The sequence below is a fragment of the Lacisediminihabitans sp. H27-G8 genome (assembly GCF_046156175.1).
Taxonomy (GTDB): domain Bacteria; phylum Actinomycetota; class Actinomycetes; order Actinomycetales; family Microbacteriaceae; genus Lacisediminihabitans.
This window is the reverse complement of record NZ_JAYLVL010000003.1, coordinates 1-24,898: the sequence shown is the minus strand read 5'-3', so window position 1 is coordinate 24,898 and position 24,898 is coordinate 1. Positions and strand designations below refer to the sequence as shown.

The 24,898-nt window shown below is 66.0% G+C and carries 25 protein-coding genes and 1 tRNA gene; 22 read left to right on the top strand and 4 right to left on the bottom strand.

What is annotated here, in order from left to right; genetic code table 11:
• The first annotated feature begins 9 nt into the window (after positions 1–9).
• Complete coding sequence (locus VLI63_RS09470) at positions 10–804, top strand: DUF4184 family protein (protein WP_409156625.1); 795 nt, start codon at positions 10–12, stop codon at positions 802–804.
• Positions 805–988: 184 nt separating this feature from the next.
• Here the strand turns inward: VLI63_RS09470 and lexA are convergent, their stop codons facing one another.
• Positions 989–1,708 (bottom strand): transcriptional repressor LexA, encoded by a 720-nt coding sequence (gene lexA / locus VLI63_RS09465; protein WP_409157229.1) that lies wholly within the window; start codon positions 1,706–1,708, stop codon positions 989–991.
• Positions 1,709–2,241: 533 nt separating this feature from the next.
• Between lexA and VLI63_RS09460 the strand changes: the two genes are divergently transcribed.
• The 20 genes from VLI63_RS09460 (at position 2,242) to VLI63_RS09365 (ending at position 19,288) form a co-directional block, all read left to right on the top strand.
• Entirely contained in the window at positions 2,242–2,598 is a 357-nt protein-coding gene (locus VLI63_RS09460; RefSeq protein ID WP_409156624.1) for a LysM peptidoglycan-binding domain-containing protein, read from the top strand.
• A 150-nt stretch (positions 2,599–2,748) separates the two neighbouring features.
• Positions 2,749–3,864: a histidinol-phosphate transaminase gene (locus VLI63_RS09455; RefSeq protein ID WP_409156623.1), complete on the top strand. Its 1,116-nt coding sequence runs from the start codon at positions 2,749–2,751 to the stop codon at positions 3,862–3,864.
• The gene (hisB, locus tag VLI63_RS09450; protein WP_409156622.1) at positions 3,861–4,466 is read left to right on the top strand and encodes an imidazoleglycerol-phosphate dehydratase HisB; all 606 of its coding nucleotides are present in this window, start codon (positions 3,861–3,863) and stop codon (positions 4,464–4,466) included. Before VLI63_RS09455 ends, hisB begins: the two co-directional genes overlap by 4 nt.
• A gap of 2 nt (positions 4,467–4,468) precedes the next feature.
• Positions 4,469–5,101: an imidazole glycerol phosphate synthase subunit HisH gene (gene hisH / locus VLI63_RS09445; protein ID WP_409156621.1), complete on the top strand. Its 633-nt coding sequence runs from the start codon at positions 4,469–4,471 to the stop codon at positions 5,099–5,101.
• Between the two features lie 65 nt (positions 5,102–5,166).
• On the top strand, positions 5,167–5,916 hold the full coding sequence (gene priA, locus VLI63_RS09440; protein WP_409156620.1) for a bifunctional 1-(5-phosphoribosyl)-5-((5-phosphoribosylamino)methylideneamino)imidazole-4-carboxamide isomerase/phosphoribosylanthranilate isomerase PriA: 750 nt from the start codon (positions 5,167–5,169) through the stop codon (positions 5,914–5,916).
• 25 nt (positions 5,917–5,941) lie between these two features.
• A complete protein-coding gene (locus tag VLI63_RS09435) occupies positions 5,942–6,676 on the top strand; it encodes an SseB family protein (RefSeq protein ID WP_409157228.1) in 735 nt (244 codons plus the stop codon).
• Positions 6,677–6,724: 48 nt separating this feature from the next.
• The gene (locus VLI63_RS09430) at positions 6,725–8,428 is read left to right on the top strand and encodes a CTP synthase (protein ID WP_409157227.1); all 1,704 of its coding nucleotides are present in this window, start codon (positions 6,725–6,727) and stop codon (positions 8,426–8,428) included.
• A 2-nt stretch (positions 8,429–8,430) separates the two neighbouring features.
• The gene (locus VLI63_RS09425; RefSeq protein WP_409157226.1) at positions 8,431–9,075 is read left to right on the top strand and encodes an NUDIX domain-containing protein; all 645 of its coding nucleotides are present in this window, start codon (positions 8,431–8,433) and stop codon (positions 9,073–9,075) included.
• Positions 9,032–10,000, top strand: coding sequence for a site-specific tyrosine recombinase XerD (gene xerD / locus VLI63_RS09420; RefSeq protein ID WP_409156619.1), 969 nt, complete (start codon positions 9,032–9,034; stop codon positions 9,998–10,000). The genes VLI63_RS09425 and xerD overlap by 44 nt, the downstream gene beginning before the upstream one ends.
• 1,027 nt (positions 10,001–11,027) lie before the next feature.
• A complete protein-coding gene (locus VLI63_RS09415; protein WP_409156618.1) occupies positions 11,028–11,918 on the top strand; it encodes a ParA family protein in 891 nt (296 codons plus the stop codon).
• Positions 11,902–12,723 (top strand): segregation and condensation protein A, encoded by an 822-nt coding sequence (locus VLI63_RS09410; RefSeq protein WP_409156617.1) that lies wholly within the window; start codon positions 11,902–11,904, stop codon positions 12,721–12,723. Before VLI63_RS09415 ends, VLI63_RS09410 begins: the two co-directional genes overlap by 17 nt.
• Positions 12,713–13,321 (top strand): SMC-Scp complex subunit ScpB, encoded by a 609-nt coding sequence (locus VLI63_RS09405; protein ID WP_409156616.1) that lies wholly within the window; start codon positions 12,713–12,715, stop codon positions 13,319–13,321. The genes VLI63_RS09410 and VLI63_RS09405 overlap by 11 nt, the downstream gene beginning before the upstream one ends.
• Positions 13,311–14,114: a pseudouridine synthase gene (locus VLI63_RS09400; protein WP_409156615.1), complete on the top strand. Its 804-nt coding sequence runs from the start codon at positions 13,311–13,313 to the stop codon at positions 14,112–14,114. The genes VLI63_RS09405 and VLI63_RS09400 overlap by 11 nt, the downstream gene beginning before the upstream one ends.
• Entirely contained in the window at positions 14,114–14,476 is a 363-nt protein-coding gene (gene aroH, locus VLI63_RS09395; RefSeq protein ID WP_409156614.1) for a chorismate mutase, read from the top strand. The genes VLI63_RS09400 and aroH overlap by 1 nt, the downstream gene beginning before the upstream one ends.
• 33 nt (positions 14,477–14,509) lie before the next feature.
• Entirely contained in the window at positions 14,510–15,601 is a 1,092-nt protein-coding gene (locus VLI63_RS09390; RefSeq protein WP_409156613.1) for a prephenate dehydrogenase, read from the top strand.
• Positions 15,598–16,269: a (d)CMP kinase gene (gene cmk, locus VLI63_RS09385; RefSeq protein ID WP_409156612.1), complete on the top strand. Its 672-nt coding sequence runs from the start codon at positions 15,598–15,600 to the stop codon at positions 16,267–16,269. Before VLI63_RS09390 ends, cmk begins: the two co-directional genes overlap by 4 nt.
• A 32-nt stretch (positions 16,270–16,301) precedes the next feature.
• Positions 16,302–17,825, top strand: coding sequence for a ribosome biogenesis GTPase Der (gene der / locus VLI63_RS09380; protein ID WP_409156611.1), 1,524 nt, complete (start codon positions 16,302–16,304; stop codon positions 17,823–17,825).
• Between the two features lie 149 nt (positions 17,826–17,974).
• Positions 17,975–18,463 carry an NUDIX domain-containing protein gene (locus VLI63_RS09375; RefSeq protein WP_409156610.1) on the top strand — a complete coding sequence of 163 codons (489 nt, stop codon included), beginning with the start codon at positions 17,975–17,977 and terminating at the stop codon, positions 18,461–18,463.
• Between the two features lie 125 nt (positions 18,464–18,588).
• The gene (locus tag VLI63_RS09370; protein WP_409156609.1) at positions 18,589–19,134 is read left to right on the top strand and encodes an MOSC domain-containing protein; all 546 of its coding nucleotides are present in this window, start codon (positions 18,589–18,591) and stop codon (positions 19,132–19,134) included.
• An 80-nt stretch (positions 19,135–19,214) separates the two neighbouring features.
• Positions 19,215–19,288: transfer RNA gene (locus tag VLI63_RS09365), tRNA-Pro, on the top strand.
• Between the two features lie 233 nt (positions 19,289–19,521).
• Here VLI63_RS09365 and VLI63_RS09360 read toward each other — a convergent pair.
• The 3 genes from VLI63_RS09360 to VLI63_RS09350 form a co-directional block, all read right to left on the bottom strand.
• Positions 19,522–21,435 (bottom strand): hypothetical protein, encoded by a 1,914-nt coding sequence (locus VLI63_RS09360; RefSeq protein WP_409156608.1) that lies wholly within the window; start codon positions 21,433–21,435, stop codon positions 19,522–19,524.
• Positions 21,436–21,437: 2 nt separating this feature from the next.
• The gene (locus tag VLI63_RS09355; RefSeq protein WP_409156607.1) at positions 21,438–22,430 is read right to left on the bottom strand and encodes a hypothetical protein; all 993 of its coding nucleotides are present in this window, start codon (positions 22,428–22,430) and stop codon (positions 21,438–21,440) included.
• A gap of 100 nt (positions 22,431–22,530) precedes the next feature.
• On the bottom strand, positions 22,531–23,148 hold the full coding sequence (locus VLI63_RS09350; RefSeq protein ID WP_409156606.1) for a hypothetical protein: 618 nt from the start codon (positions 23,146–23,148) through the stop codon (positions 22,531–22,533).
• Positions 23,149–23,927: 779 nt separating this feature from the next.
• Between VLI63_RS09350 and VLI63_RS09345 the strand changes: the two genes are divergently transcribed.
• Positions 23,928–24,518, top strand: a complete 591-nt coding sequence (locus VLI63_RS09345) for a hypothetical protein (RefSeq protein ID WP_409156605.1) — start codon at positions 23,928–23,930, stop codon at positions 24,516–24,518.
• The last annotated feature ends 380 nt before the right edge of the window (positions 24,519–24,898 follow it).

The following is a 24,898-nucleotide window of genomic DNA, read 5'->3' as shown; positions in this document are numbered from 1 at the left end:
GGTGAGCGGATGCCGTTCACTCCGAGTCACATCGCCGCGATTCTGCCGTTCGTGCGGTCGCCACTCGCTCCGGCGGCGTTGGTGATCGGCAGCATGGTGCCGGATCTGCCGTACTTTCTGCCGCTCGGTATCCCGAGGGGGCTGACGCACTCGATTCCCGGGGTGCCGCTGGCCGATCTGCCGATGGGGATCGTTGTTCTGGTGCTGTGGATATTCGTCTTCCGAGCACCCATCGGTGACTTCGCTCCCGACTGGGTGCGCGCCCGCTTGCGGCCGCCCGAGGGACCTCCCCGACTACCGAGGTTCAGCCGGGTCGCGATGATCCTGGTGTCGTTGCTGGTGGGAATCGCCACCCATCTCGCGTGGGATTCCTTCACCCATCCGGACGGCTGGGTGGTGCTGCACGTGGCTGGGTTTCGCGCGCAACTCGGACCGTTCGCAGCCTATCGCTGGGCGCAATACGCAAGCAGCGTCGGCGGGCTCGTCATTGTCGCGATCTGGGCCGTTGGCTGGGTGCGGCGCATGCCATCGGTAGGCACGCGAGCATCCGGCACCGATTCCACGCGGTTGGACTCGCGAGTGAGGATCGCAGTGTGGGTGACCATCGGAGTGGTGCTGGCGGCGGTCGCTCTCGCGATCTGGATTGGCGGAGTCGCCGCCGGTGCCGACCTCTTCGATCGCACCGTGCTCTATCGCACCGCCACTATCTCTATCGCGTTCAGCGGGTTGCTGGCTGTTCTTGCCTGCCTCGGGTGGTACGTCTTACCGAAGGGGGCGCGCAGCGCGGCCCGGATGGTGCAGTGATCCCTACCCAGGCACCGACGTGCAGCGATACCGGTTCGTCGACGACGCTCTGGGTCAGCGAGCTGGCCTGACCGGGCCGCCGTTGGCGGGGTGGCGCATCGACTGATTTGTCCACTCGCCACTCGAGCAGCACAGCACGGCGCCGAGCTCATACTTCACCAGAGCAATGGCGCCGCGTTCTCGCTTATACCGATCGAAGCACCGCGACGACCTTGCCGAGCAGCTCGGCGTAGTCACCGAGGATCGGCGCGAACGCGCTGTTGCGCGGAAGCAGCCAGGTGTGGCCATCACGCTGCTGGAAGACCTTGACGGTCGCCTCTTCGTCGAGCATGGCCGCGACGATGTCTCCGTTCTCCGCAGACTTCTGCTGGCGCACCACGATCCAGTCGCCGTCGCAGATGGCCGCGTCGATCATGGAATCCCCGACGACTTTGAGCATGAAGAGCTCGCCCTTGCCCACGAGCTGGCGGGGGAGAGGGAAGACCTCGTCCACCATCTCCTCTGCGGTGATGGGGATACCGGCAGCGATGCGACCGACGAGCGGCACCATCGCCGCGTCACCGATCGGCGTCGGGTTGTCGGAGACGACAGCGCCTTCCTCCTGCTGGATGTCGATGAGCACCTCGAGCGCGCGCGGCCGGTTGGGGTCGCGGCGCAGGTAGCCACTGAGCTCGAGTTGGTTGAGCTGGTGGGTGACACTCGACAACGACGACAGGCCGACCGCATCCCCGATCTCCCGCATGCTCGGCGGATAGCCTCTCGACGCCACAGCGCGCTGGATGAAGTCGAGGATCGCGAGCTGCTTATCGCTCAGGCTCTTACGTCGGCGGGTCCCCGGCTTCTCCTGCACAGGTCCGGCCTCGCGCGGTCCGCGCCCGGCCCCGCGGCTGTCGCCTGAATCCATCTCGCTCATGTCACTCCTGCTGTCTGGGCATTCGTCTGTCTGGGTGCTGCTCTGTCTGGGTGCTGCTCTGTCTGGGTGCTGCTCTGTCTGGCTAGTCGTCGAATCCGGCGCGGATGACGCACCATTTCGGCAATGTCAGTGGTCGCTGGTTGTCTCATCCCCAGACAATCGAAACTGTATCCGCGTTTCACCCTCGAAACAAACACCTGTTCGAGTGTGTTGCGGCTCAATTTCGGGAAATGTCGAAGACAACGCTTGAATTCCGTAGAAATCGAATGTATGTTCGGAACAAAGCTTCGTATCCGGCACTCCCGGCCGAGTGTCGGATACGAAAACCCTGTAAGCGCTCCGTTCCAGTAAGCGCTCCGAGGTAGGCAGAGGAAGGCACGACGATGACCACAGCACTCCTGATCACATCTCCGCTGGCCACATCAAGGCTGGCCACATCAAGGCTGGCCACATCACCGCTGGCCACATCACCGCTGGCCACACCGCTACTGAGCAGGCCAGCAGGCCCCAGCAGCGCGGCACGGATGAGCGTGGCCCGGCCGGCGACGAACGGCACGCCGCTGCAGCACACCCCGCGACTGCGCATCACGCGCCGCGGGTATGCGCTGCTGACGATCCTGGTCGCCGCACCCCTCGTTATCGCCGCCTTCGGTCTCGCCCTCAACGGTGGCGGTGCCTCAGCTGGTGTGGATGCCTCGTCGGTCACCTTCGCGCATGTCACCGTGCAACCGGGCGAGAGCCTCTGGCAGCTGGCGGGAGAGATCGCCCCGTCATCGGACCCCCGGGACGTCGTGTCCGACATCGTGCAGCTCAACCAGCTGGGCAGCACAGAGGTGCAGCCAGGCCAGAGCCTTGCCGTACCGCTCAAGTACTCACACTGAAACTGATCGCACTGAAACTAATCGCACGGAAACTGCTCGTACGAAACTGTTCGCGCTGAAACTGATCAGACCGAGCCGCCCGTCCACTGGGCACGATCGCCGGGGTTCCCGCCTCGCTTCCGGACACCTAGCGCCCTCTAGCATTGATACGTGGTTTCCCTAGACGATCTGCCCATCCGTGACGACCTCCGTGGCCTCACGCCCTACGGTGCACCCCAGGAGCAGGTGCGAATCCGACTCAATGTCAACGAGAACACCCATCCGATCCCCGAGGCAGTCGCCACGGATATCGTGACCGCGCTGGCCGCGGCCGTTCTCGGCGTGAACCGGTATCCCGATCGCGAGTTCACGGAACTGCGCGACAGCCTTGCCGGTTACCTCGGATCCGGCCTGACCCGAGACAACATCTGGGCGGCGAACGGCTCCAATGAGGTGCTGCAGCAGATCCTGCAGGCGTTCGGAGGCCCGGGCCGCAGTGTGCTGGGATTCCCTCCCACCTACTCGATGCATTCGATCATCGCGTCGGGCACGGGCACCACGTGGATTGCAGGCGAGCGGGACGATGCCTTCGAGATCTCGCCGCAGACCGCAGTCGAGTGGATCGAGAAGACGACACCGGACATCGTGTTCTTCTGCTCGCCGAACAATCCGACCGGCACACCGCTCTCCCTCGAGACGATCGTCGCGGCCTACGACGCGACCGACGGCATCGTCGTGGTCGACGAGGCCTACGCCGAGTTCGCGCCGACGGGCCTGCCGACCGCCCTGAGTCTGCTCGAGGGTCGCGAGCGACTCATCGTCTCGCGCACGATGAGCAAGGCATTCGCCTTCGCGGGGGCCCGACTCGGCTACCTCGCCGCCGATCCCGCGATCACGGATGCACTTCGACTCGTGCGACTTCCGTACCACCTCTCGGCCCTCACCCAGGCGGCGGCGATCGCCGCCCTCGCTCACAGTGGCGAGATGCTCGCGATGGTCGATGACATCAAGGCGCAGCGCGATCGCCTGCTCGAGGAACTGCCCAGGCTGGGCTACCCGGTCTGGCGCAGCTGGGCCAACTTCGTGCTGTTCGGGGGAGTCGAAGACCCCCACGCGGTATTCGAGGCGCTGCTCGAACAAGACATCATCATCCGCGACATCGGCATCCCGAATCACCTGCGGGTGACGGCGGGCACGGCGGCGGAGACCACCGCCTTCCTCCACGCTCTCGCTGCGCTCGACACTGCGGGTAACGGTTCGAACGCGCTCGGTAGGATTGGTTCATGAGTCCCCAGCGCGTCGCGCACCTCCAGCGCGAGACGAGCGAGTCGAGCATCGACCTGTCACTCGATCTCGACGGCACCGGCGTATCCGATATCCAAACCTCGGTGCCCTTCTACGATCACCTGCTCACCGCGTTCTCCAAGCACTCGCTCATCGACCTGAAGGTGCGCGCGAGCGGTGACACCGAGATCGACGTGCACCACACCGTCGAGGACATCGGGATCGTGCTCGGCAAAGCGATCAAGGATGCACTCGGCGACAAGTCGGGAATCGCCCGCTACGGCGACGCGCTCGTGCCGCTCGACGAGGCGCTCGTGCAGGCCGTCGTGGATGTCTCGGGGCGACCCTACCTCGTGCACACCGGCGAGCCCGCCGGGTTCGAGTTCCACCTCATCGGAGGACACTTCACCGGCTCCATGGTGCGCCACGTCTTCGAGGCGATCTCCTTCAATGCCGGCCTCACCGTGCACATCACCGTGCTGGGCGGCCGCGATCCGCACCACATCGCGGAGGCCGAGTTCAAGGCATTCGCGCGCGCCCTGCGCACGGCCGTTGAGCCGGATGCCCGGGTCACGGGCATCCCCTCCACCAAGGGCGCGCTCTGACCATGAGTCGCCCCTCCGTCGTCGTGCTCGACTACGGCAGCGGCAACGTGCACTCTGCCGCGAAAGCTCTCGAGGCTGCGGGAGCCGATGTCGACCTCACGGCCGACCGGTCCCGGGTGCTTGCTGCCGACGGGCTCCTCGTGCCCGGGGTCGGCGCGTTCTCCGCGGTCATGGCTGCGCTCGACTCGGTTCACGGCGGAGATCTCGTGGACCTCCGGTTGGCCGGAGGTAAGCCCGTGCTCGGTATCTGTGTGGGAATGCAGGTTCTGTTCGGTCGGGGAGTGGAGCGCGGGGAGGAGACCGAGGGCCTCGACCAGTGGCCAGGGGTCATCACAGAGCTCGACGCCCCGATCCTTCCGCACATGGGGTGGAACACCCTCGAAGCGCCGAGCGACTCCGTGCTCTTCGAAGGAATCGCCGATGAGCGCTTCTATTTCGTGCACTCTTACGCCGCGACCGAGTGGACTCTCGACGTGATGCCGCCCTTCCCCGAGCCGAAGCTCACCTGGGCCGAGCATGGCACCCGTTTTCTCGCCGCGGTGGAGAACGGACCGCTCAGCGCCACCCAGTTCCACCCCGAGAAGTCGGGGGAGCCGGGCATCCGGTTGCTCGCGAATTGGCTCGAAACCCTGTAACGCCCCGAAACACTGCACAGTCCCAGCCGTCTCAGCCCCCAGCCGTCCCGAAGAGAAAAGATCCGATGAGCGCCCTCGACTGCACCCCCAAACTCGTGCTGCTGCCCGCGATCGACGTCGCCGATGGCCAAGCGGTGCGCCTGACCCAGGGTGAGGCCGGCAGCGAGACGAGCTACGGCGACCCGGTGGATGCCGCGGCGGACTGGACCTCGCAGGGGGCCGAGTGGATCCACCTGGTGGACCTCGATGCCGCCTTCGGTCGGGGCAACAACCACGATGCCATCCGTTCGGTGATCAAGCGGGTCGGCGGGGACGCCCTCATCGAGCTGTCTGGCGGAATCCGTGATGACGCCAGCCTCGAAGCTGCCCTCGACACCGGGGCGAAGCGCATCAACCTCGGCACGGCGGCGCTGGAGAATCCGGACTGGGCGGCGACGGTGATCGCCAAGTTCGGCGAGCTGATCGCGGTGGGGCTCGACGTGCGCGGCACGACCCTCGCGGCGCGCGGCTGGACGAAGGACGGCGGTGACCTGTTCGAGGTGCTCGACCGACTGGAGGCGGCGGGCTGCGCGCGGTATGTCGTGACGGATGTGACCAAGGACGGCACACTGCAGGGTCCGAACCTCGAGCTGTTGCGCTCGGTCGCCGAGCGCACCGACCGGCCCGTCGTCGCATCCGGCGGCATCTCGAACCTCGATGACATCGCCGCGCTCCGCGCACTCGTGCCGCTCGGAGTCGAGGGGGCGATCGTGGGCAAGGCGCTCTACGCCAAGGCCTTCACCCTCGCCGAGGCCCTCGCGGTCGCGTCCGACTGAGCATCCGGTGTCCGATTCCGCCGGGATGCCCTGGGAGGGGCGCCGCTTCGAGCATGGCGCCTCCTCGGATGACGACGGCTCGGCGCCTGCCGCGCTTTCACTCGCGCTCGCACAGTTCGCGGCCGGAGAGATCGGATCCGCCGGGGTCGTCGACGCCGTTCGCGGCTCGCGCCTGCTGATTCCGCTGGTGGCGCAACTCGGCGAATCGGCGATCGGCGATCACGAGCACCCCGTCGACAAGAGTGCCGAGTTGTCGATCGTGACCGTCGCTGGCCCCGACGGGCGCAACGTGATGCCCGTCTTCAGCTCGGTGGAGGCGATGCGACGCTGGAAACCGTTGGCGCGTCCCGTGCCGGCCGATGCCGTGCGCGTGGCCCTCGCCGCCGCGAGTGAAGGCACAGAACTCGTGGTGCTCGACCCGACCTCGCCGACCGAGTTCGTGATCCGACGCCCGGCGCTCTGGGCGATCGCGCAGTCCCAGCCCTGGTCCCCGAGCCATCTCGATGCCGGAGTGCTCGACGAGTTCCGCCTCTCGATCGAGAGGGAACCCGCCGTGGCATCCCTCAGTCTCGAACCCGGAGACCCGGATGCCCGGCTCGCCGGTCCCGAACTGGTGGTGAACCTCGCCCTGGTGCCCGGTCTCGACCGGGTCGAGCTGGATGCCGTGCTTGCGCGACTGCAGGCCCGCTGGAGTGCGAGCGAAGCGATCGCCGCCGGGGTCGACTCGCTCGCGGTGCGACTCGGCACGGCAGGGGCGTGAGAATGCCGGAACTGGGGCGAGCCCCGCACCGTTTTCGACGCCGAGCCACTGATAAGCTGTAACCCCGTGGTGAACAAACAAAACGCGGACACAACCAAGCACATTTTCGTCACTGGTGGAGTCGTTTCGAGTCTCGGTAAGGGACTCACGGCAGCCAGTCTCGGAAACCTCCTCACGGCCCGCGGACTCCGCGTCGTCATGCAGAAGCTCGACCCGTATCTCAACGTGGATCCGGGCACCATGAACCCCTTCCAGCACGGCGAGGTCTTCGTGACCGACGACGGGGCCGAGACCGACCTCGACATCGGCCACTACGAGCGCTTCCTCGACATCAATCTCAATCAGGCCGCGAATGTCACCACGGGCCAGATCTACTCCACCGTCATCGCGAAGGAACGCCGCGGCGAATATCTTGGCGACACTGTGCAGGTGATTCCGCACATCACCGACGAGATCAAGCGGCGGATGCGCCTGCAGGCCGAGGTCGCCGCGGACGGGTCCCGGCCGGATGTCATCATCACGGAGGTCGGCGGCACCGTAGGCGACATCGAATCCCAACCCTTCATCGAAGCCGCCCGCCAGGTGCGCCACGAACTGGGCCGAAGCAATGTGTTCTTCGTGCACGTCTCCCTCGTGCCGTACCTCGGTGCCTCCGGGGAGCAGAAGACCAAGCCGACCCAGCATTCCGTCGCGGCCCTGCGCTCCATCGGAATCCAGCCGGATGCCCTCGTGCTTCGCTCCGACCGCCCGGTCTCCGAGTCCAATAAGCGCAAGATCGCGCTCATGTGTGACGTGGACGAGCAGGCTGTGGTCAACGCCATCGACGTGCCCTCGATCTACGACATCCCGACCATGCTCCACGACCAGGGACTCGACGCCTACATCATCGACCACTTCGGGCTCGAGGCTGCAGAGGTGGACTGGTCGGGCTGGAAAGACCTGCTGGCCGCGGTGCACCAGCCGAAGCACGAGGTCACGATCGGTCTCGTCGGCAAATACATCGACCTTCCCGACGCCTATCTCTCCGTGACCGAGGCACTTCGGGCCGGTGGTTTCGCCCAGCAGACGAAGGTCCTCGTGCGCTGGATCCCGTCGGACGAGTGCGAGACGCCGGACGGCGCGGCGCGACTGCTCTCGGATGTCGACGGCATCTGCGTGCCGGGAGGCTTCGGCGTCCGCGGCATCGAAGGCAAGCTCGGCGCGCTCAAATTCGCACGAGAGAACGGCATTCCTGTGCTGGGGCTCTGCCTCGGACTCCAGTGCATGGTGATCGAGTACGCGCGCAATGTCGTGGGTCTCACCGGGGCATCCTCTTCGGAGTTCGACCCGGAGACCGAATTCCCGGTGATCGCGACCATGGCCGAGCAGGTGGAGATCATCGCCGGGGGAGACCTCGGCGGCACGATGCGTCTCGGCCTCTACCCCGCCGATCTCACCGAGGGATCGATCGTCGCCGGGGTCTACGGATCGAACCGCGTGGAGGAGCGCCACCGACACCGCTACGAGGTCAACAACGCCTACCGCGCCGAGATCGCCGCGGCGGGACTCGACTTCTCCGGCGTCTCGCCCGACGGCCACCTGGTGGAATTCGTGGAGCTGCCGCGAGACGTCCACCCCTACTACGTCGGCACCCAGGCGCATCCGGAGCTGCGATCGCGACCCGACCGCGCACATCCGCTCTTCCAGGGTCTCGTCGCCGCGGCGCTCGAGCGGCAGGAGGCCACGCGCCTGTTCACCGTGCAGGACGCGTGAGCATGTCACAGCCGCTCTCCGACGAGGTGTTCCCCGTCAGCGTGGTGTCGAGCGAGGTGGTCTACGGGGGCATCGTCTGGGACATCCGGCGGGATGTCTTCGAATACGGAGACGAGGTCGCGGTGCAGACCATCAGCCGCGAATACGTGGACCACACCGGCGCAGTCGCTATCCTCGCCCTCGATGACCAGGATCGGGTGCTCCTGATCAAGCAGTACCGGCAGCCCGTCGGTGCGCGCGAGTGGGAGATCCCCGCCGGGCTGCTCGACATCGACGGCGAATCTCCCGTGCTGGGTGCGCAGCGCGAACTCGCCGAGGAAGCGGATGTCGTCGCGAGCGAGTGGCACCTGTTGAGTGACTTCTACTCCACGCCCGGCGGCAGCAACGAGGCGATCCGCATCTACCTCGCCCGCGGATTGACCGACGCCCACAGCGCGTTCGAGCGCACCGACGAGGAGTCTGACATCGAGAAGCGGTGGGTACCGCTCGATGAGGTCGTCGCCGCCGTTCTCGGCCGAACGATCGGCAACTCGATCCTCTCCATCGCCGTGCTCACGGCCCACGTCTCACGAGCGGCAGGGTGGGTCAGTCTCGGGGCTGCCGATGCACCGTGGCCGCGCCATCCGAAGTTCCGCAGCCGTGACTGACGATTCGCCTTTCGAACGTGCTGTCGACAGGTACCTGCGACATGTCTCGATCGAGCGTGGCCTGTCGTTGAACACCGTGGCCGCCTACCGTCGTGATCTTTCGGCGTACGGTCGTCAGCTTGCTGACACTGGTGTGATCGCGCCGGATCAGATCACTGTTGCACACGTCTCGGCCTTCGCGCTCCACCTGCGCACCCGTTCCGAGAATCCGCTCACGGCATCCTCGATGGCGCGGATGCTGTCCTCGGTGCGCAGCCTGCACCGCTTCCTGCTGGAGGAGGGTCTGGTGACGGTGGATGTCGCCGCCGACGTCACCCCGCCGAAACTCGCGAGCCGGCTCCCGAAGGCGATCACCATCGAGCAGGTGACGGCGGTGCTCGATGCCGCCTCGGGGGATGACCTCCAGTCGCTGCGCGACCGCGCCCTCCTGGAGCTGCTCTATGCAACGGGCGCTCGCATCTCCGAGGCCGTCGACCTGAACGTGGACGACGTGATCGGCACGGAAGGGCACAGCGTCGACGTCGTCCGACTGTTCGGCAAGGGGGGAAAGCAGCGGATCGTGCCGCTCGGGTCCTACGCTCAGGCCGCCATCGACGCGTACCTGGTGAGAGCGCGGCCACAGCTCTCCACCCGGGGCAAGTCGACCCCGGCCCTCTTTCTCGGCATCCGCGGTCAGCGGGTGTCGCGGCAGAACGCGTGGCTGATCATCCGCGCGCGGGCGGAGCAGGCGAAGCTCGGTTTCGAGATCTCGCCCCACACCTTCCGACACTCGTTCGCGACGCACCTGCTCGCCGGCGGCGCCGATGTGCGCGTCGTGCAGGAGCTGCTCGGGCATTCCTCTGTCGCCACCACGCAGATCTACACCCTGGTGACGGCGGACACCCTGCGCGACATGTACACGACGGCGCATCCGCGAGCTCGCTGAGCCCGGCGGACATGGCGTGCGCGCTCCCCAGCGCGCCTCAACCGTCGCAACATGATGCCCCGGGGCCCCTGGCGGTTCTCCCGGTGCCCCTGACGGTTCTCCCGGTGCCGCTGACCGTTCTCCCGGTGCCGCTGACGGTTCTTCCGGTGCCGCTGACGGTTCTTCCGGTGCCGCTGACGGTCCTTCCGCTGCCGCTGACGGTCCTTCCGCTGCCGCGACCGGGCGTGCCTGGCCGAGAAGGCCAGGTCCGCCGCCTACCCGTCACAAACTGCTGGCCCACTGCTGCGCGAGAGCGTTTCGTGACGGATCGGCGGATCCCGCCTGTCCAGCGCCAGGGTCGTCCAGCGCACGGGATCCCCATCGCCAGGTATGCCGAGTGAGAACCCGGCGGAAATCGCCCGTTCCGCCCTCCACCCGTCACAAACTGCTGGCCCACTGCTGCGCGAGAGCGTTTCGTGACGGATCGGCGGATCTCGCCTGTCCAGCGCCAGGGTCGTCCAGCGCACGGGATCCCCATCGCCAGGTATGCCGAGTGAGAACCCGGCGGAAATCGCCCGTTCCGCCGCCCACCCGTCACAAACTGATGGCCCGGGTCCGAGAGGGAGCAGTTCGTGACGGTTCACTTGTCACACCAAGGGGGCGCCCTGTCGAACCCGCCCGGTCGACCGCCGAACTGTCACAAACTGCTTGCGCGCTGCCACGAGTGGCGCAGTTCGCGACGGATCAGCGGGTGCCGCCCGCCAGGTGTCGTGGTCGGCCGTGTAGCGCGGCGACGACAACATCGACGCGGCACATGCCGCTCCCCGCACCATCCGCCACAAAGTGCGCTTTCGGCTCCGCGAACGAGCACTTTCTGACGGATCGGCGCGTGCTGCCCCGCAAGCGCCGACTGCGACCGACGGCGACGCCACCAATGCCCCCTACCCCGGCACACCGCGCGTGGCGAGTCTGACGGGGCGGCGCACACGCCATCGATAGAATCGTCCTAATCGGCAGCGGCCGGTGATCAACGGTAAGGAATGTCGGGATGACAGCGAAGCGGGACAAATCGGCTGAGGAACTCCCCGGTTTCGATCGCGTCGCCACCGGCCCGACCGGTCGCCCGCTCACCGTCTTCGCGGAGCCTCCGGTTCTGGCGTCCAACGGTCCCGCGCGAATCATCGCCCTCTGCAATCAGAAGGGCGGTGTCGGTAAGACAACGACCGCCATCAGCCTCGGCGCCGCGCTGGCCGGCTATGGCCGCCGGGTGCTCGCCATCGACTTCGATCCGCAGGGGGCCCTGTCGGCCGGCCTCGGCGTGGCCTCCCACGAGGGCTCGAACATCTACGACCTCATGCTCGGAACCGTGAAGGATGCCCATCAGGCCATCCGCACGACGTCCACCCCGGGCCTCGACGTCATCCCGGCCAACATCGACCTCTCCGCGGCCGAGGTGCACCTCGTGAACGAGGTGGCGCGTGAGCAGATCCTGGCGCGAGTGCTCCGCCAGGTGAGCGGGGAGTACGACGTGATCCTCATCGACTGCCAGCCCTCGCTCGGTTTGCTCACTGTCAATGCCCTGACAGCCGCCCACGGTGTGCTCATCCCGCTCGAGTGCGAGTTCTTCGCCCTTCGCGGGGTGGCGCTGCTGGTCGAGACCATCGACAAGGTCAAGGACCGCCTCAATCCCGCCCTGCAGCTCGACGGCATTCTGGCGACCATGTACGACTCCCGCACCCTGCACTCGCGTGAGGTGCTCGAGCGGGTCGTCGAGACCTTCGGAGACCGCGTCTTCGAGACCGTGATCGGGCGCACCGTGAAGTTCCCGGATGCGAGCGTCTCCGGCACCCCGATCACTCAGTTCGCTCCCGATCACGCGGCAGCCGGGGCCTACCGCCAGTTGGCCAGAGAGTTGATCGCCCGTGGCGCGGTCGCCTGACGCGACGGTCGAGCATCCGGAGGCCACCGGCTTCTCGGTGAGCCTCAGCAACTTCAACGGTCCGTTCGATCTGTTGCTGTCGCTGATCGGCAAACACGAGTTGGACATCACCGAGATCTCCCTCAGCATCGTCACGGGCGAGTTCATCGCCTACCTCAAGCAGCTCGACACCGCGACGGAACTCGACCAGGCAAGCGAGTTCCTGGTCGTCGCCGCGACCCTGCTCGACCTCAAGGTGGCGGGGCTGCTCCCACAGGGCGAGTTGGTGGATGCCGAGGACGTGGCGCTGCTCGAAGCTCGCGACCTGCTGTTCGCGCGCCTGCTGCAGTATCGGGCCTTCAAGGAGGCGACGACCTGGTTCTCCGCCCAGCTCGACGCCGAATCGACCCGGCATGTGCGCACGGTTCGACTGGAGGAGAAGTTCCGCAAGCAGACGCCGGAGCTCGTCTGGACCCTCAGCCTCGAGGACTTCGCCGCTATTGCCGCGCTGGCGTTCGCGCCGCGCGAGCTGCCGACAGTCGGTCTCGACCACCTGCACGCGCCGCTGGTGAGCATCCGGGAGCAGGCGGCTCACGTCGTCGCGCTGCTGCGCCGCGGCGAGCCGATGACGTTTCGCCAGCTGATCGCCGGTGTCGAGCAGAAGGGCGTGATCGTGGCGCGCTTTCTCGCGATTCTCGAGCTGTACCGCGGGGCCTCACTCGCCTTCGAGCAGCTGGAACCGCTCGGCGAACTCACCGTACGCTGGACCGCCGAACACTGGTCGGAAGAGAACCTCGCGAGCCTGGGATCAGACTATGGAAATTGACCTGATGGATGAGACCCCCGAGACGGCGACCCCGCCGGTGAACGTCGAGCGAAGCCTCGAGGCGATCCTCATGATCGCCGACGAACCGCAGACGCTCGTCTCCCTCGCTACCGCTCTCGGCGTGCCCGTCGCTGCCGTGAGGCAGTCGATCGAGCGACTCGTCGCCGACTTCGATGGCCACGGTGAGGGTGAGGCCGGGGGCATCCGTCGCGGGTTCGAGCTTCGAGAGGTGGGGGGCGGATGGCGCATCTACGTGCGCGGCGAGTATGACGATGTCGTGCGCGACTTCGTGCTCACGCAGAACCCCACGCGCCTGTCGCAGGCCGCTCTGGAGACGCTCGCCGTGATCGCCTACAAGCAGCCGATCAGCCGGGGCGCCATCGCGTCGATCCGGGCCGTGAATGTGGATTCCGTCGTGCGCACGCTGCTGGGTCGCGGCCTCATCACCGAGGCCTTCACCGACAGCGAGACCGGCGCCATCCACTACGCGACCACCGATCTCACCCTCGCCCAGCTGGGCATCAACTCGATCGACGAGCTGCCGGCGATCTCGCCCCTGCTCTCCGACGGATCGGACGGTTTCTCCGATGGTTTCTGACCTGCCCTCCGGCGCAGCCTCCGATGACGGTGTGCGCCTGCAGAAGCTCATGGCCGCCGCCGGTGTCGCCTCCCGTCGCGTCTCGGAGAACATGATCGAGGCCGGGCGCGTCGAGGTGAACGGCGAGGTGGTCACCGAACTCGGCCGCCGGGTGCTCGGCACGGATCTCGTCTCGGTCGACGGGGTCGCCATCCAACTGGACACCTCGCGCCGCTACCTCATGCTCAACAAGCCCGTCGGCATCGTCTCCTCGCTTCAGGATGACCGCGGCCGCCCCGACCTCCAGCGCTTCGTGTCGCGTTTCGACGAGCGGCTCTTCAACGTGGGCAGGCTGGACGCGCAGACCTCCGGATTGCTCATCCTCACCAACGATGGCGAGCTCGCCCACGTGCTCGCGCATCCGTCGTTCGGGGTGATGAAGACCTACATCGCCAAGGTGGAGGGCCGGGTGTCGCCCCAGACCGTCGCGAAGCTCACCAGCGGCATCGACCTCGAAGACGGGCCGATCGCGGCCGACAAGGCCCGCATCGTCGGCCAGGCGGGCGCCCGCGAGACGATGGTGGAGATCACTCTGCACTCCGGGCGCAACCGCATCGTGCGACGGATGCTCGAGGAGGTCGGCCACCCGGTGATCGATCTGGTGCGACGCCAGTTCGGTCCGCTGCACCTCGGGTCGCTCGGGGCCGGCGACATCCGTGACCTCACCAAGGCCGAGCTCGGCGCGCTGCTCACGATCTCGCGCGACGCGACCTCCGGCAGCCCCGGAGACGCCGACGCCGAGGAGACGGACTGATGGCGGTACGCGCCGTTCGCGGAGCCATCCAGCTCGATCGGGACGACCGTGCCGAGGTGATGCACGCCACCGCCGAGCTGCTGTCGAAGACCCTGCACGCCAACGAGATCGACACCGACGCCCTGATCTCGGTGATGTTCACCGCGACGCCCGACATCACGAGCGAGTTCCCCGCCCTCGCGGCGCGGGAACTCGGGCTCGGCGACGTGCCCCTGATGTGCGCGGTGGAGATGGATGTCGTTGGCTCGATGCCGCTCGTCATCCGGCTGATGGCCCTGGTGGAGTCGGACACCCCGCGCAAATACATCGTCCACACCTACCTGCGGGGAGCGGTCGCGCTGCGGCTCGACCTCGCCCAATAAACCCCTCGCCTCTAGAGCAACGGAAACCAGACCATGAACGGAAGCCGCATGATCGGCCAGGTGCGCGTCGTCGGCACCGGACTCCTCGGCGCGAGCGTCGGCCTCGGGCTCCGTGCCCTCGGCGTCGACGTGATCGTGCACGACTCCTCGCCAGCGAACCTGAGCCTCGCCATCGACTACGGGGCGGGCCGTGCCGCCCGCGACACCGATAATCCGCGTCTGGTGGTCGTGGCGGTGCCCCCGGATGTCACGGCACGGGTGATCGCCGATGAGCTCGCCGCGTTCCCCGATGCCCTGGTCACCGATGTCTCGAGCGTGAAGGTGGCGGTGCTGGCCGGGGTGCGGGACTCCGGAGCTGACGTGAACCGCTATGTGGGATCGCATCCCCTTGCCGGTCGCGAGCGGGGTGGGCCGATCTCGGCCAGGGGCGATCTGTTCCTCGGACGCCCCTGGGTCATCACCCCGCACGACGGGATGCCGGCCGCGCAGGTGGGGGTCATCGAAGACCTCGTGCTCGATCTCGGCGCGGTTCCCGTGATCATGACGGCCGAGCAGCACGACACCAGTGTCGCCCTCGTCTCCCACGTGCCCCAGGTGATCGCCTCCCTGCTGGCCCGGCGCCTCAGTGGCGGCACCGAATCCGCCCTCTCCCTCTCCGGGCAGGGGTTGCGTGACACCACCCGCATCGCCTCGAGCGATGCCGAGCTGTGGGTGCAGATACTCGGAGCGAACGCCGCCGCGGTCACGGCAGTGCTGCGGGAGTACCGCGCAGACCTCGACCGGGCCATCGACACGCTCGACGCCCCGCAGCTGCCCGGCGCCCGTCGCGCCCTCGCGGAGCTTCTCGCGGGCGGCAACACCGGGGTGGCGCGCATCCCCGGAAAACACGGCCAGGATCGGCGCTTCAACCAGATCATCGTCATGGTCGATGACAAGCCGGGTGAGTTGGCGCGCCTGCTGACAGAGATCGGAGACATCGGAGTGAACATGGAAGACCTGAGGCTGGAGCACTCACCGGGCCAGCAGATCGGGCTCGCCGAGATCTCCGTCGTGCCCGAAGCCGAGTCGGGACTCGTCGCCGACCTCGAGGCACGCGGGTGGCGCATCGCCCAGGTGAACGCGTGAGCGGCGGGCGCGTGGTCGTGGCCATCGATGGTCCGGCCGGAAGCGGCAAGTCGAGCGTGAGCCGGGCATCCGCTCGCGCCCTCGGTTTCGACTACCAGGACAGCGGCGCCGCCTACCGGGCGCTCGCGTGGTTCGCGCTCGAGAACGGCGTCGACACCGCGGATGCCGACGCCGTGATCGCGTCGCTGCCCGCGTTCGCCTACGAGATCGGCATCGATCCCGACGACTATTTTGTGCGAGTCGGGGGAGTGGATGTCACGGACGCCATCCGTGACCCCCGCATCTCAGCAGTGGTGAGCCAGGTCGCGCGGGTTCCCGTGGTGCGCGCCTACCTCGTGGACCTGTTCCGAGGGGTCATCGATCGCAGCGAACGGCCCGGCATCATCACCGAGGGACGCGACATCACGACCGTGGTCTGCCCGGACGCCGACACCCGGATACTGCTCACGGCCTCCGAAGAAGCTAGAATGGCGAGGCGTTCCGCTGAGTTACCGACGGAGTCGGCTGCGGCCGTTGCCGAAAAGCTCAGTTCTCGAGATGCCCAGGACTCCCGGGTTGTCGACTTCATGAACGCCGCCGAGGGTGTGACCACCCTCGATTCAACAGATCTCGACTTCGACCAGACCGTGCAGGCGGTCGTAGCACTTGTCGGTCGAGTAGGCCGCTAGGCCGTGTCGAGACCACAGACCAGGAAATCCCCATGCCAGACAACAACGACCAAGAGCACGACGAATACGGCGATCTCGACCCGAAGCTGAGCGAGAAGCTCGCGGTGCTCGACGAGTCCGACGCGCTCATGCGAGCCAATGCGCTGCGTGCGGGCCTCGAGGACTACGACCTCGACGAGGAAGACCGCGACATCCTCGACTCCGCGTCGGATGATCCGGATGCCATCACCTACCTTCCGGCGCTTCCCGTGCTCGCGATCGTCGGCCGCCCCAACGTGGGCAAGTCGGCGCTGGTCAACCGCATCCTCGGGCGTCGTGAGGCCGTGGTGCAGGACACCCCGGGCGTCACCCGTGACCGCGTCACCTACAAGGGCGAGTGGGCCGGACGCAAGTTCACCCTCGTCGACACCGGTGGCTGGGAGCCCGATGCCAAGGGCATCAACGCCTCCGTCGCCGCCCAGGCCGAGATCGCTATCGACCTCGCCGACGCCGTGCTCTTCGTCGTCGACGCCACCGTCGGCGCCACCAGCACCGACGAGCACGTCGTGCGCATGCTCCGCTCCACCAGCAAGCCCGTGATCCTCGCCGCCAACAAGGTGGACGACGCGCGCCAGGAGCCGGAGGCCGCCGGCCTCTGGAGCCTCGGCCTCGGCGAACCGTGGCCGGTCTCCGCGCTCCACGGTCGTGGGGTCGCCGACTTGCTCGACCACGTTCTCACGATCCTTCCCGAGGTCTCGGCCGTCGCCAAGGAAGAGGTCGGCGGACCGCGCCGCGTCGCGATCCTCGGTCGCCCGAACGTCGGAAAGTCCAGCCTGCTCAACAAGGCCGTCGGCGAAGAGCGTGTCGTCGTCAACGAGCTCGCCGGAACAACGCGCGACCCGGTCGACGAGCAGGTCGAACTCGGCGGAAAGGTGTGGCGCTTCGTCGACACCGCCGGCATCCGTCGTCGCATGAATCTCGCCCAGGGCGCCGACTTCTACGCCTCGCTGCGCACAAGCGCCGCCCTCGAGAAGGCCGAAGTGGCCGTCGTCGTGCTCGATGTGAGCGACGTGATCAGCGAGCAGGACGTGCGCATCATCGACCTCGTGCTCGAATCCGGTCGCGCCCTGGTGCTCGCTTTCAACAAGTGGGACCTGATGGATGACGACCGCCGTCGGTACCTCGAGCGCGAGATCGAGCAGGACCTCGCGCACGTGGCCTGGGCCCCCCGTGTCAACATCTCCGCGAAGACCGGTCGTCACCTCGAGAAGCTGGTTCCCGCGCTCGAACTCGCGCTCGCCTCGTGGGACACCCGCATCGCCACCGGCAAGTTCAACGCCCTCGTCGCCGAGCTCGCGGCAGAACATCCGCACCCCGTTCGTGGCGGAAAGCAGCCGCGAATCCTGTTCGGAACCCAGGCCGCGACGCGTCCGCCGACGTTCGTGCTGTTCACCACCGGATTCCTCGATCCGGGCTACCGTCGCTTCATCACGCGCCGCCTGCGCGAGATCTTCGGCTTCGAGGGCAGCCCGATCAACGTGAACATGCGTGTGCGCGAGCGCCGCAAGCGCACCTAGCCCCGTCCGCTGGTCGAGTAGCGCCTTCTGCTGGTCGGGTAGGGAGCGCCAGCGACGTGGGCGCACACGACGCAGTCCGAACGATCCCGCTTTTGGATCGGGCGGCGGCTTCGTGGGGAGCGAGACCTTCGGTAGTGCAGACTTAACCTGTGTCCGATCGCCCCCCGCCCCTCCCACCGGGCCACATCCGCGACCCTGGTGACGCCTGGGTCTACGGGCCCGATGGCGCGAAGTTCTGGGGACGTTTCGGGGCCGCCGGTCTCCTGGTGTGGCATCCGTCGGTCGGAATCCTGTTGCAGCACCGCGTCGGCTGGAGCCACTTCGGTGGCACCTGGGGCCTTCCCGGTGGCGCGCGCAAGCAGGGTGAGAGCGCCGTCGACGGAGCGCTTCGCGAGGCCGCCGAGGAGGCGACCGTGCCGGCTGAGCTGCTGCGCATCATCCATACCTCGGTGCTCGACCTCGGCTACTGGTCGTACACGACCGTTGTGGCCGAGGCGCTGGAGATCTTCGAGCCGGTGATCGCGGACGCCGAGAGCGCCGAGCTGCGCTGGGTGCCGCTCACCGAGGTCGACGTGCTGCCCCTCCACCCGGGCTTCGGCGCCGCCTGGTCCGATCTCCGTACCTACCTCGCGGAGTAACCCTCGCTGCTGGTCGAGTAGGGAACGCCAGCGACTGTGGGCCAACGCCGCCGGTTCCGAACGATTCGCCAGAATCGGGCGGCCGTGCCGGTGGGGAGCGAGACCGCCCTGAGTAAACTCCCCTCATGCCAACCCTCCTCGCCGCCTGTGTCGTCAGCGCCCTGCGTCCCGACGCCGGCAGCGTCGGCATCACCGCCATCGACAAGCACCCCACCGTCGGCCCGATCAAGGTTGGCCGCCTCGGCCTCTACGCCGACGTGCAGGCCGACCGTAAGAACCACGGGGGTCACGACAAGGCTCTCTATGTCTACGCGCAGGAGGATGCGGAGTTCTGGGCCGCAGAGCTCGGCCGCGTGTTGACACCAGGCTGGTTCGGCGAGAACCTGCGCGTATCGGGCCTCGACGTCTCCAATGCCCGGGTCGGCGAACGCTGGAGGATCGGCGGCACCGTCGAGGTCGAGGTGACCATGCCGCGCTCTCCCTGCGCCACTTTCGCCCGCTGGGTCGGGGGAGCGGATGAGCGGGGCTGGGTCAAGTGCTTCGCCACCGAAGGCCGCCTCGGGGCCTACCTGCGCGTCATCCGCACCGGTCCGATTGCGGCCGGGGACGAGATCGAAGTGCTCGCGTCGCCGGCCGATGCCCCGACCATCCTCGAAGTCTTCCGCTCCTGAGTCGCTGCCCGTTCGAGCGACCATCTCCGTCGCGCTAGTATGGACAGGTTGTCTTCGACAGGTTCGCCTTCGATCGACATCGGGCTGTAGCGCAGCTTGGTAGCGCACCTGACTGGGGGTCAGGGGGTCGCAGGTTCAAATCCTGTCAGCCCGACTAAAGGTCTGTTCTAAGAACTGTTCTAAGAACTGCCTGAAAGTGAAACGCTCCTGAGGATTCTCGGGAGCGTTTCGTCTTTTATGGCTCTGTCGCCGGTGTGAATCTGACTGTGGGAGCACCGATTGGTGCGTTGGTGCGTTAACTGACGAACGCGCCCTGTTTTGGGCGCGTTGGATTCTTCGGTCTGCGGTGGTGGGTGCCTGACGGCGGAGTTAGATAAAGTGCGTGCCCTAGGTTCGGAGCGGTGATTCCAGCTCGCCGCGTTCTTGGATGTCCAGAATTGAATCGCGGGCGGTGGTCTTTGTATAGAGGTTGTCCCAGACGCGGTCTCGGCGTCTGACGATAGGGTCCGCTCGAACGCGGTCTGGCTCGGCTTCGGCTTCGACTTCATCGCGCAGGAACTTCGCGATGGTGCGCAGGTTGAAGTTGAGGATCATGACTGTCACCAGGATTTGTCCGGCGGCGAATCCCCGAACCCTGCGGCGTCCGGAGGAGGCGACGAGCTCCTTGCCTTCGTCCTTGAAGCCGCTGTGCAGAGACTCGATCGATTGGCGGGCGTGGTCGTGGAACTCGTCCCATTCCTCGCTCATGAAGGGGAAGGCTTGCTTCTGCCGCAGGGTGTCTTCCTTGGTGAATGACACGGAATGTTGCTTGCAGATGCGGTCGAGAAACTCGGGAATATCTGCCTGGTCGACGCCGGGGCGTTCCACGTGGGCGGCCTTCTTCGAGAGCTCGCGGAGCGGGCAGGTGACGGTGGGGCTGTCCCCGAGTGCCGGGCAGCGCAGCGGTTGTTTGCCGGATGCGTCGGGGCGCTCTTTCGCGTGGAGTTCAAAGGCGCGACGCTCGGCAATTCTCGCGAGATAGGTCTGCACGTCGATGATTCCGTCGTGTTTGTCTTTCGTCGCGCTCTTCAGGGCGGCGGGGGTGCCGGGGCAGTACACACCGCCCTCGATGAACTCGGCTCCGCCTTTGCCGCCTTGGACGCCGAGCCTGTCGACTCGATATTCCGTGGACGGTGTGAATCCCAGCTCGGACGTGGGTTGATGAAGTCTGTCCACGGTGGCGTTCGCGAAGTACTGTTTGTCGGCATCGATGATCCCGGGCTGAAGCCCCGTCTTCAGCGCGAATTTCATCAGGTTGACGGCCTCTTCGGACACCCCGACATTCGGCAGGCTCATCGACAGGGCGAGAGCGAGTTTCGGAAACCGTTTGACACCGCCAGGCTCCGAGTCCACCCGCACCATGGTGTTGAGGGTCCACGCCCACACCAGAGCAGGACCGCTTCCGCGCTTCCCTGGGCTCGTCGGGTCATTCGTCCCTGGTTTGAGATCGAGGCGGGCGTCATCGTCGTGTTTTGCGTACCAGCCGGCGAAGATATCGACCGGTCCGGGGCTGAGCTTTTCGACAGTTCGTGTGGATTCCTGGTGGATGCGATTTCCCAACGTTTTCTTCGAGTAGCCCTTCTTGTTGGGCGGCGAGATTGAGCTTTGGTCGATTGAGGCATCGATCTTCTTACTTGCGCGGCGAAGTCGGCGCGGCTGCTCGTTGTAGGTCATCAGCAGGAGCGCATTGGTGAATTCGTCCAGCCGAAGCTTCATCACCCTCTCGTGTTCCTCGTCATGGGCTGCGAGTACTTCGCCTACCTGCGTGTAGGTGAGTGCCGAGTGGCGCTTCATCGGAAACGGATCGATCAGGTCACTGATGCGATGGAAGGCGTTGTTGGTGTTCTTTTCCCAGCGTTGCCGTTCTTTGCGGGCATCCAGTCGGTTTCGGCCTGGTTCGGGCAGGTCAAGCATTGCCCGTCCCGCTGGGCTGATCCTGGTTTGGAATGTCACGGACAGTCCGCGCAAAAATAGGGAAGAGAACTCTTGCTCGAGCAGAATCAAGCCGACGAGGATCGCGTGAGCAGAGATGATTCGTGGGCGTCCGCCTTGGCTGTAATCGGGGCGGTCTTCTGCCTCCCACTTTGTGAGAAGTTCTAGGGCCCCGGATTTCTTCACCCTGTCTGAGGCGGCTTTCACCTGATCGTCTTCGAACATGAGATCCGCGCGGCCGGCCCGGTCGACTTCGAGGAGCGAGAATCCGCCGAATTTCTCCGAGTCGTATTCCTGGAGGTTGTCGACACAGTCGATGTCGGTCGCCATGATCAGACCGCCTCTTCGCCGGTGATGCGGGCGATGTAGGGGTCGAGACGATGCGTCTTGGCATATTTCAGGTAGGGCTGCAGAGACTGAGCAGAAGTGAACCCGGTGATTTCCAGCAGCACGCCGAGCGGCAGCCCCGCGTCGATCTGGGAGACGACCCAGCCGGAGTGCAGCTTGGCTGCGGACGGGCGGGGCGAGCACGGGTTGTCGCAAAGGAATCGTTGGAGCTCGTGCGGTGGGTACTCCTCCAGCCTGTAAGCCTGGAACAGGTTCCCGTCGGTGCGCGGGCCGACGCTGTGGGTGAGGGTGCGCACCCAGTTTGCGCGAATGCGAACGCGCCGCGGCCGCTCGCCAGTGACGTTCACGACCGCGCGGTCGCCCACCAGTTCAACATCTTCGACTTGGACTGCCATGAGTTCCAGGGCAGTCAGGCCTGCACCTCCGGCGAGGCTGAGGAGCGCCCGCGCATTTTGACGTTTCTGGGCAGTGGTGAGGGTGTTGGCCCACGAGTAGAGAGTCGCTTGCTCCGTTGCGGAGTAAGGGCGCACGCGCCCGCCATGAGGGGGAGTGGGCAGCCGGTGGATGTTATTGGCGGTGAGCGCCTCGGCGGTCGCGGCCAGCTGCCGGGCGGTGTCGAACCGGTACACGTCCGAGTGCTTCGCGAGCCGCTCGGACAGGTAGCGGCGGATGAGCGCGTCGCTGAACACATGACCGGCGGTCAGTTCGCACCCGGTAACTGTCCACACCCAAGCGACGTAGAGGGCGGTCATTGTCATTGACCGGCGGGCGTTGGAGTAGGTGCGAGGCTTCATGCTGATCACGCACTCGATGACAAATGGTCGAACCACATCCCAGGCCGTGGTTGGACGGTTCGGAGAGTAGCCGGAGAGAATCCGCCACAGATGATCTGGCAGCTGCTGGTCGATTTCTCGAAGAGCCTGAACTGCCGCGAAGGAGTAGGGAAGGTTGTCGTTGAGTCGGTGAATTTTTTGCATGAAGAGTATGTGTGCGGCTCATTTCGGGCCTCACCCACCCCTTCGCTGACTATCGGACTCCGCCGCCTCGACATTCTTCGTTTCCCCAGATCAGCGGCCGTTACGAGTTCCTTAAGGAGGTTTCGCGACCGGCTGCAGGAGGTATGAAGGGCACCAGTTTGTCGAGGGCGGCATAATTTCTCAGCCCGGAGATGTGTAGTAGCTCGGCAGCAGGCATTCCCTCGGCCAGATGTTGGAGGAGCCAGGTGGTTCGCATTCGGGATGGACGCACATCAAGGTGAGTGCGCGACCGGGTGAGGAAGTCGGTGACCTGTCCCGGGGAAGTTCCGGTGCGCCCGGGTCGGAACAACCAACAGTCGTCGTCCAAGTCGCTCACGACGGTGAGCAGGGTGGGGACCCATTCGTGACGGAATGGCACGACCCGGGGCCGGTCACTCCACACAACGACCGTCGCCGTCGCAGAACCGACGAGGCGCTCGTCGGTGTTGGTGCTGATATCGCTGACCCGCACGTCGAGTAGTTCGCGCGTGGCCAGCCCCGCGCCGAAGCCGAGGCAGAGCAGGGCCAGCGCACTGCGGCTCCGGGCGGGAGTGCCCTGGGCGTTCGCCCACGAGAAGAGTTCCACGATCTCTGTCTTCGGATATGCGGCCGTCGGGATCGAGCGGGGGATCGGGCGGTGGCGGCCACCGGCGTCTGCCGGGTTGAGGATCTCGGTCATCCTCCACAGCGTCGAACGCAACGTCGCCCGGCTACCTCGGGCCGCGCCCGGCATACCCAGGTGCACGAACTGCTCCACGAGCGAATTGCGGAACACTCGTTCCCGTTCCAGAGGTACACCTCGTGCCTGCCAGGCCCACAACACCATCGGGGTCGCCGCGGCGAACAGGTCCCGTTCGCTTCGCCCACAGCCCGCCGCGCTGTCGCGGACTGCTGCTTCAACAAACGGGCCTAGTGTCAGCCAATAGGGCAGCGCCACAATGGGCAGATAGGCGGGCCTGGCAGGGTCGGTTCCTGTCACAGTGCGCTCCGGTCGAGCCGGATGCGCGTGACCTCAGCGCTCGTTCGTTGAGTCCAACAGGCACCGCGAACATCCAGGTCAACGAGCACGATCAACGGTGCGCCCAGTCGGCACTCGCGGAGAAAGACCAGATCCAGGTCCTGCCCGTCCCTGCGCATCATGACCGAGCCTCCGGTGAAGGCCGGTTCCCGGCGGACGAGTCGTCGGTCGAGGTCGATCACGTATCTGGTGCCGGTTCGAGTCGTGATCCGAAATCTCCCAGCGAAGTCGTCTTCTAGTGCGTCAACCACGGCTCCTCCGAATAGCGATCATCACTCCACCAGCCCTAACTCGGCCCTGATCCCACGCTAAGCACTGACGTTCCCGCTATGTCGCCGAGTCATTGACAAATAACAGCGCACCAAAGGGTGCAGAGCCGAATTCCCCCGCGCATGTGTCTGTGGGAGCCGCGATCGACGTGGCCTCCAGAAGGGCACTCCATGCACGAATACCCCACCCCGGCACAGCTCCATCAGCGTGTCCTGGCACTCTGGCCGGCTGATTCGGAATGGGATGCGCGCTCGTCGCTTCGGAGTTCGGTCGAAGCCGCGGTCGTCACAGGTGTCGCCGAACTGCATCCGAAAGACGGTCGTCGCGCCGCGAACTGGATTGGCACCTTGCACCGGCATGAGCAGTTCTGGCGCGACCAAGAGCGCAGCCCTCGGGAAAAGACCCGCAACGCTTCCACGCTCCCGGACGAGGAACGGTGGCTGGGGGAGTGGAGCCGGTACCAGCGCCGCTCCACTCTATTGGTCCGTTATCAGATAATCAGGCTCGACGTATCACCGAGCTTCTCCTGGGATCCGCAACAGTCCGCCTGGATCGCCAACTACGAAGCCTGCAGCCGGCACAAGAGGATGAACGGCTCCCTGCCACGGCTGACTTCGGCGGATCGCGATCAGTTCGTGCTTGCCCGATGGCTCGACCGGCAACTGGGACAGTTGCGGGCAGGCGCCCTATCGCACCGCCGAGCTCGGTTGCTTCGTGAGTTGCTTGCGGATCGAAGCCAGACGCAGATCCGTGAGCGCTGACGGATTAGACCGACTCTTCGACAAGGAGTTCTCATTCGATTGGCAGCCTGCAGATCGCTGGATACCGTCACCTATGGTCAAGAATCATCCGTCCGACGGATACGACAAGCTCCCGACAGAGCGCGGCGCGCATCGGGTCGAGACAATCTCGGGCACGGTGCACATAACCGAACGTGCTGGCCGCATCACGTGGAAGCGTCTCCCGGGTCGAGGAAGCATGACCGCCGCTCATGACAACCGCACGGTTCCCCTGTGAATAGCCCTGGGTTTCGTTCCTAGGTGTTCTCTTGGGAAGCGGTCGCTTTCAAGAGTGATTCGGTTTCAGCGTAATACTCGGTTTCGGCTTCGATCGGGGTCCGGTAATCGAGCTCGGAGTGGAG

Bases quoted from the DNA above. Each gene is read 5' to 3' on its own strand.
- VLI63_RS09435 (WP_409157228.1), top strand. From the start codon at position 5,942: ATGCCCTGGGAGGGGCGCCGCTTCGAGCATGGCGCCTCCTCGGATGAC.
- VLI63_RS09350 (WP_409156606.1), bottom strand. From the start codon at position 23,148: ATGACCGAGATCCTCAACCCGGCAGACGCCGGTGGCCGCCACCGCCCG.
- VLI63_RS09425 (WP_409157226.1), top strand. From the start codon at position 8,431: ATGTCACAGCCGCTCTCCGACGAGGTGTTCCCCGTCAGCGTGGTGTCG.
- VLI63_RS09400 (WP_409156615.1), top strand. From the start codon at position 13,311: ATGGTTTCTGACCTGCCCTCCGGCGCAGCCTCCGATGACGGTGTGCGC.
- hisB (WP_409156622.1), top strand. From the start codon at position 3,861: ATGAGTCCCCAGCGCGTCGCGCACCTCCAGCGCGAGACGAGCGAGTCG.
- VLI63_RS09415 (WP_409156618.1), top strand. From the start codon at position 11,028: ATGACAGCGAAGCGGGACAAATCGGCTGAGGAACTCCCCGGTTTCGAT.
- VLI63_RS09470 (WP_409156625.1), top strand. From the start codon at position 10: ATGCCGTTCACTCCGAGTCACATCGCCGCGATTCTGCCGTTCGTGCGG.
- priA (WP_409156620.1), top strand. From the start codon at position 5,167: ATGAGCGCCCTCGACTGCACCCCCAAACTCGTGCTGCTGCCCGCGATC.
- aroH (WP_409156614.1), top strand. From the start codon at position 14,114: ATGGCGGTACGCGCCGTTCGCGGAGCCATCCAGCTCGATCGGGACGAC.
- VLI63_RS09405 (WP_409156616.1), top strand. From the start codon at position 12,713: ATGGAAATTGACCTGATGGATGAGACCCCCGAGACGGCGACCCCGCCG.
- VLI63_RS09360 (WP_409156608.1), bottom strand. From the start codon at position 21,435: ATGGCGACCGACATCGACTGTGTCGACAACCTCCAGGAATACGACTCG.
- xerD (WP_409156619.1), top strand. From the start codon at position 9,032: ATGCACCGTGGCCGCGCCATCCGAAGTTCCGCAGCCGTGACTGACGAT.
- lexA (WP_409157229.1), bottom strand. From the start codon at position 1,708: ATGGATTCAGGCGACAGCCGCGGGGCCGGGCGCGGACCGCGCGAGGCC.
- hisH (WP_409156621.1), top strand. From the start codon at position 4,469: ATGAGTCGCCCCTCCGTCGTCGTGCTCGACTACGGCAGCGGCAACGTG.
- VLI63_RS09345 (WP_409156605.1), top strand. From the start codon at position 23,928: ATGCACGAATACCCCACCCCGGCACAGCTCCATCAGCGTGTCCTGGCA.
- VLI63_RS09370 (WP_409156609.1), top strand. From the start codon at position 18,589: ATGCCAACCCTCCTCGCCGCCTGTGTCGTCAGCGCCCTGCGTCCCGAC.
- VLI63_RS09390 (WP_409156613.1), top strand. From the start codon at position 14,510: ATGAACGGAAGCCGCATGATCGGCCAGGTGCGCGTCGTCGGCACCGGA.
- VLI63_RS09460 (WP_409156624.1), top strand. From the start codon at position 2,242: ATGAGCGTGGCCCGGCCGGCGACGAACGGCACGCCGCTGCAGCACACC.
- VLI63_RS09355 (WP_409156607.1), bottom strand. From the start codon at position 22,430: ATGCAAAAAATTCACCGACTCAACGACAACCTTCCCTACTCCTTCGCG.
- der (WP_409156611.1), top strand. From the start codon at position 16,302: ATGCCAGACAACAACGACCAAGAGCACGACGAATACGGCGATCTCGAC.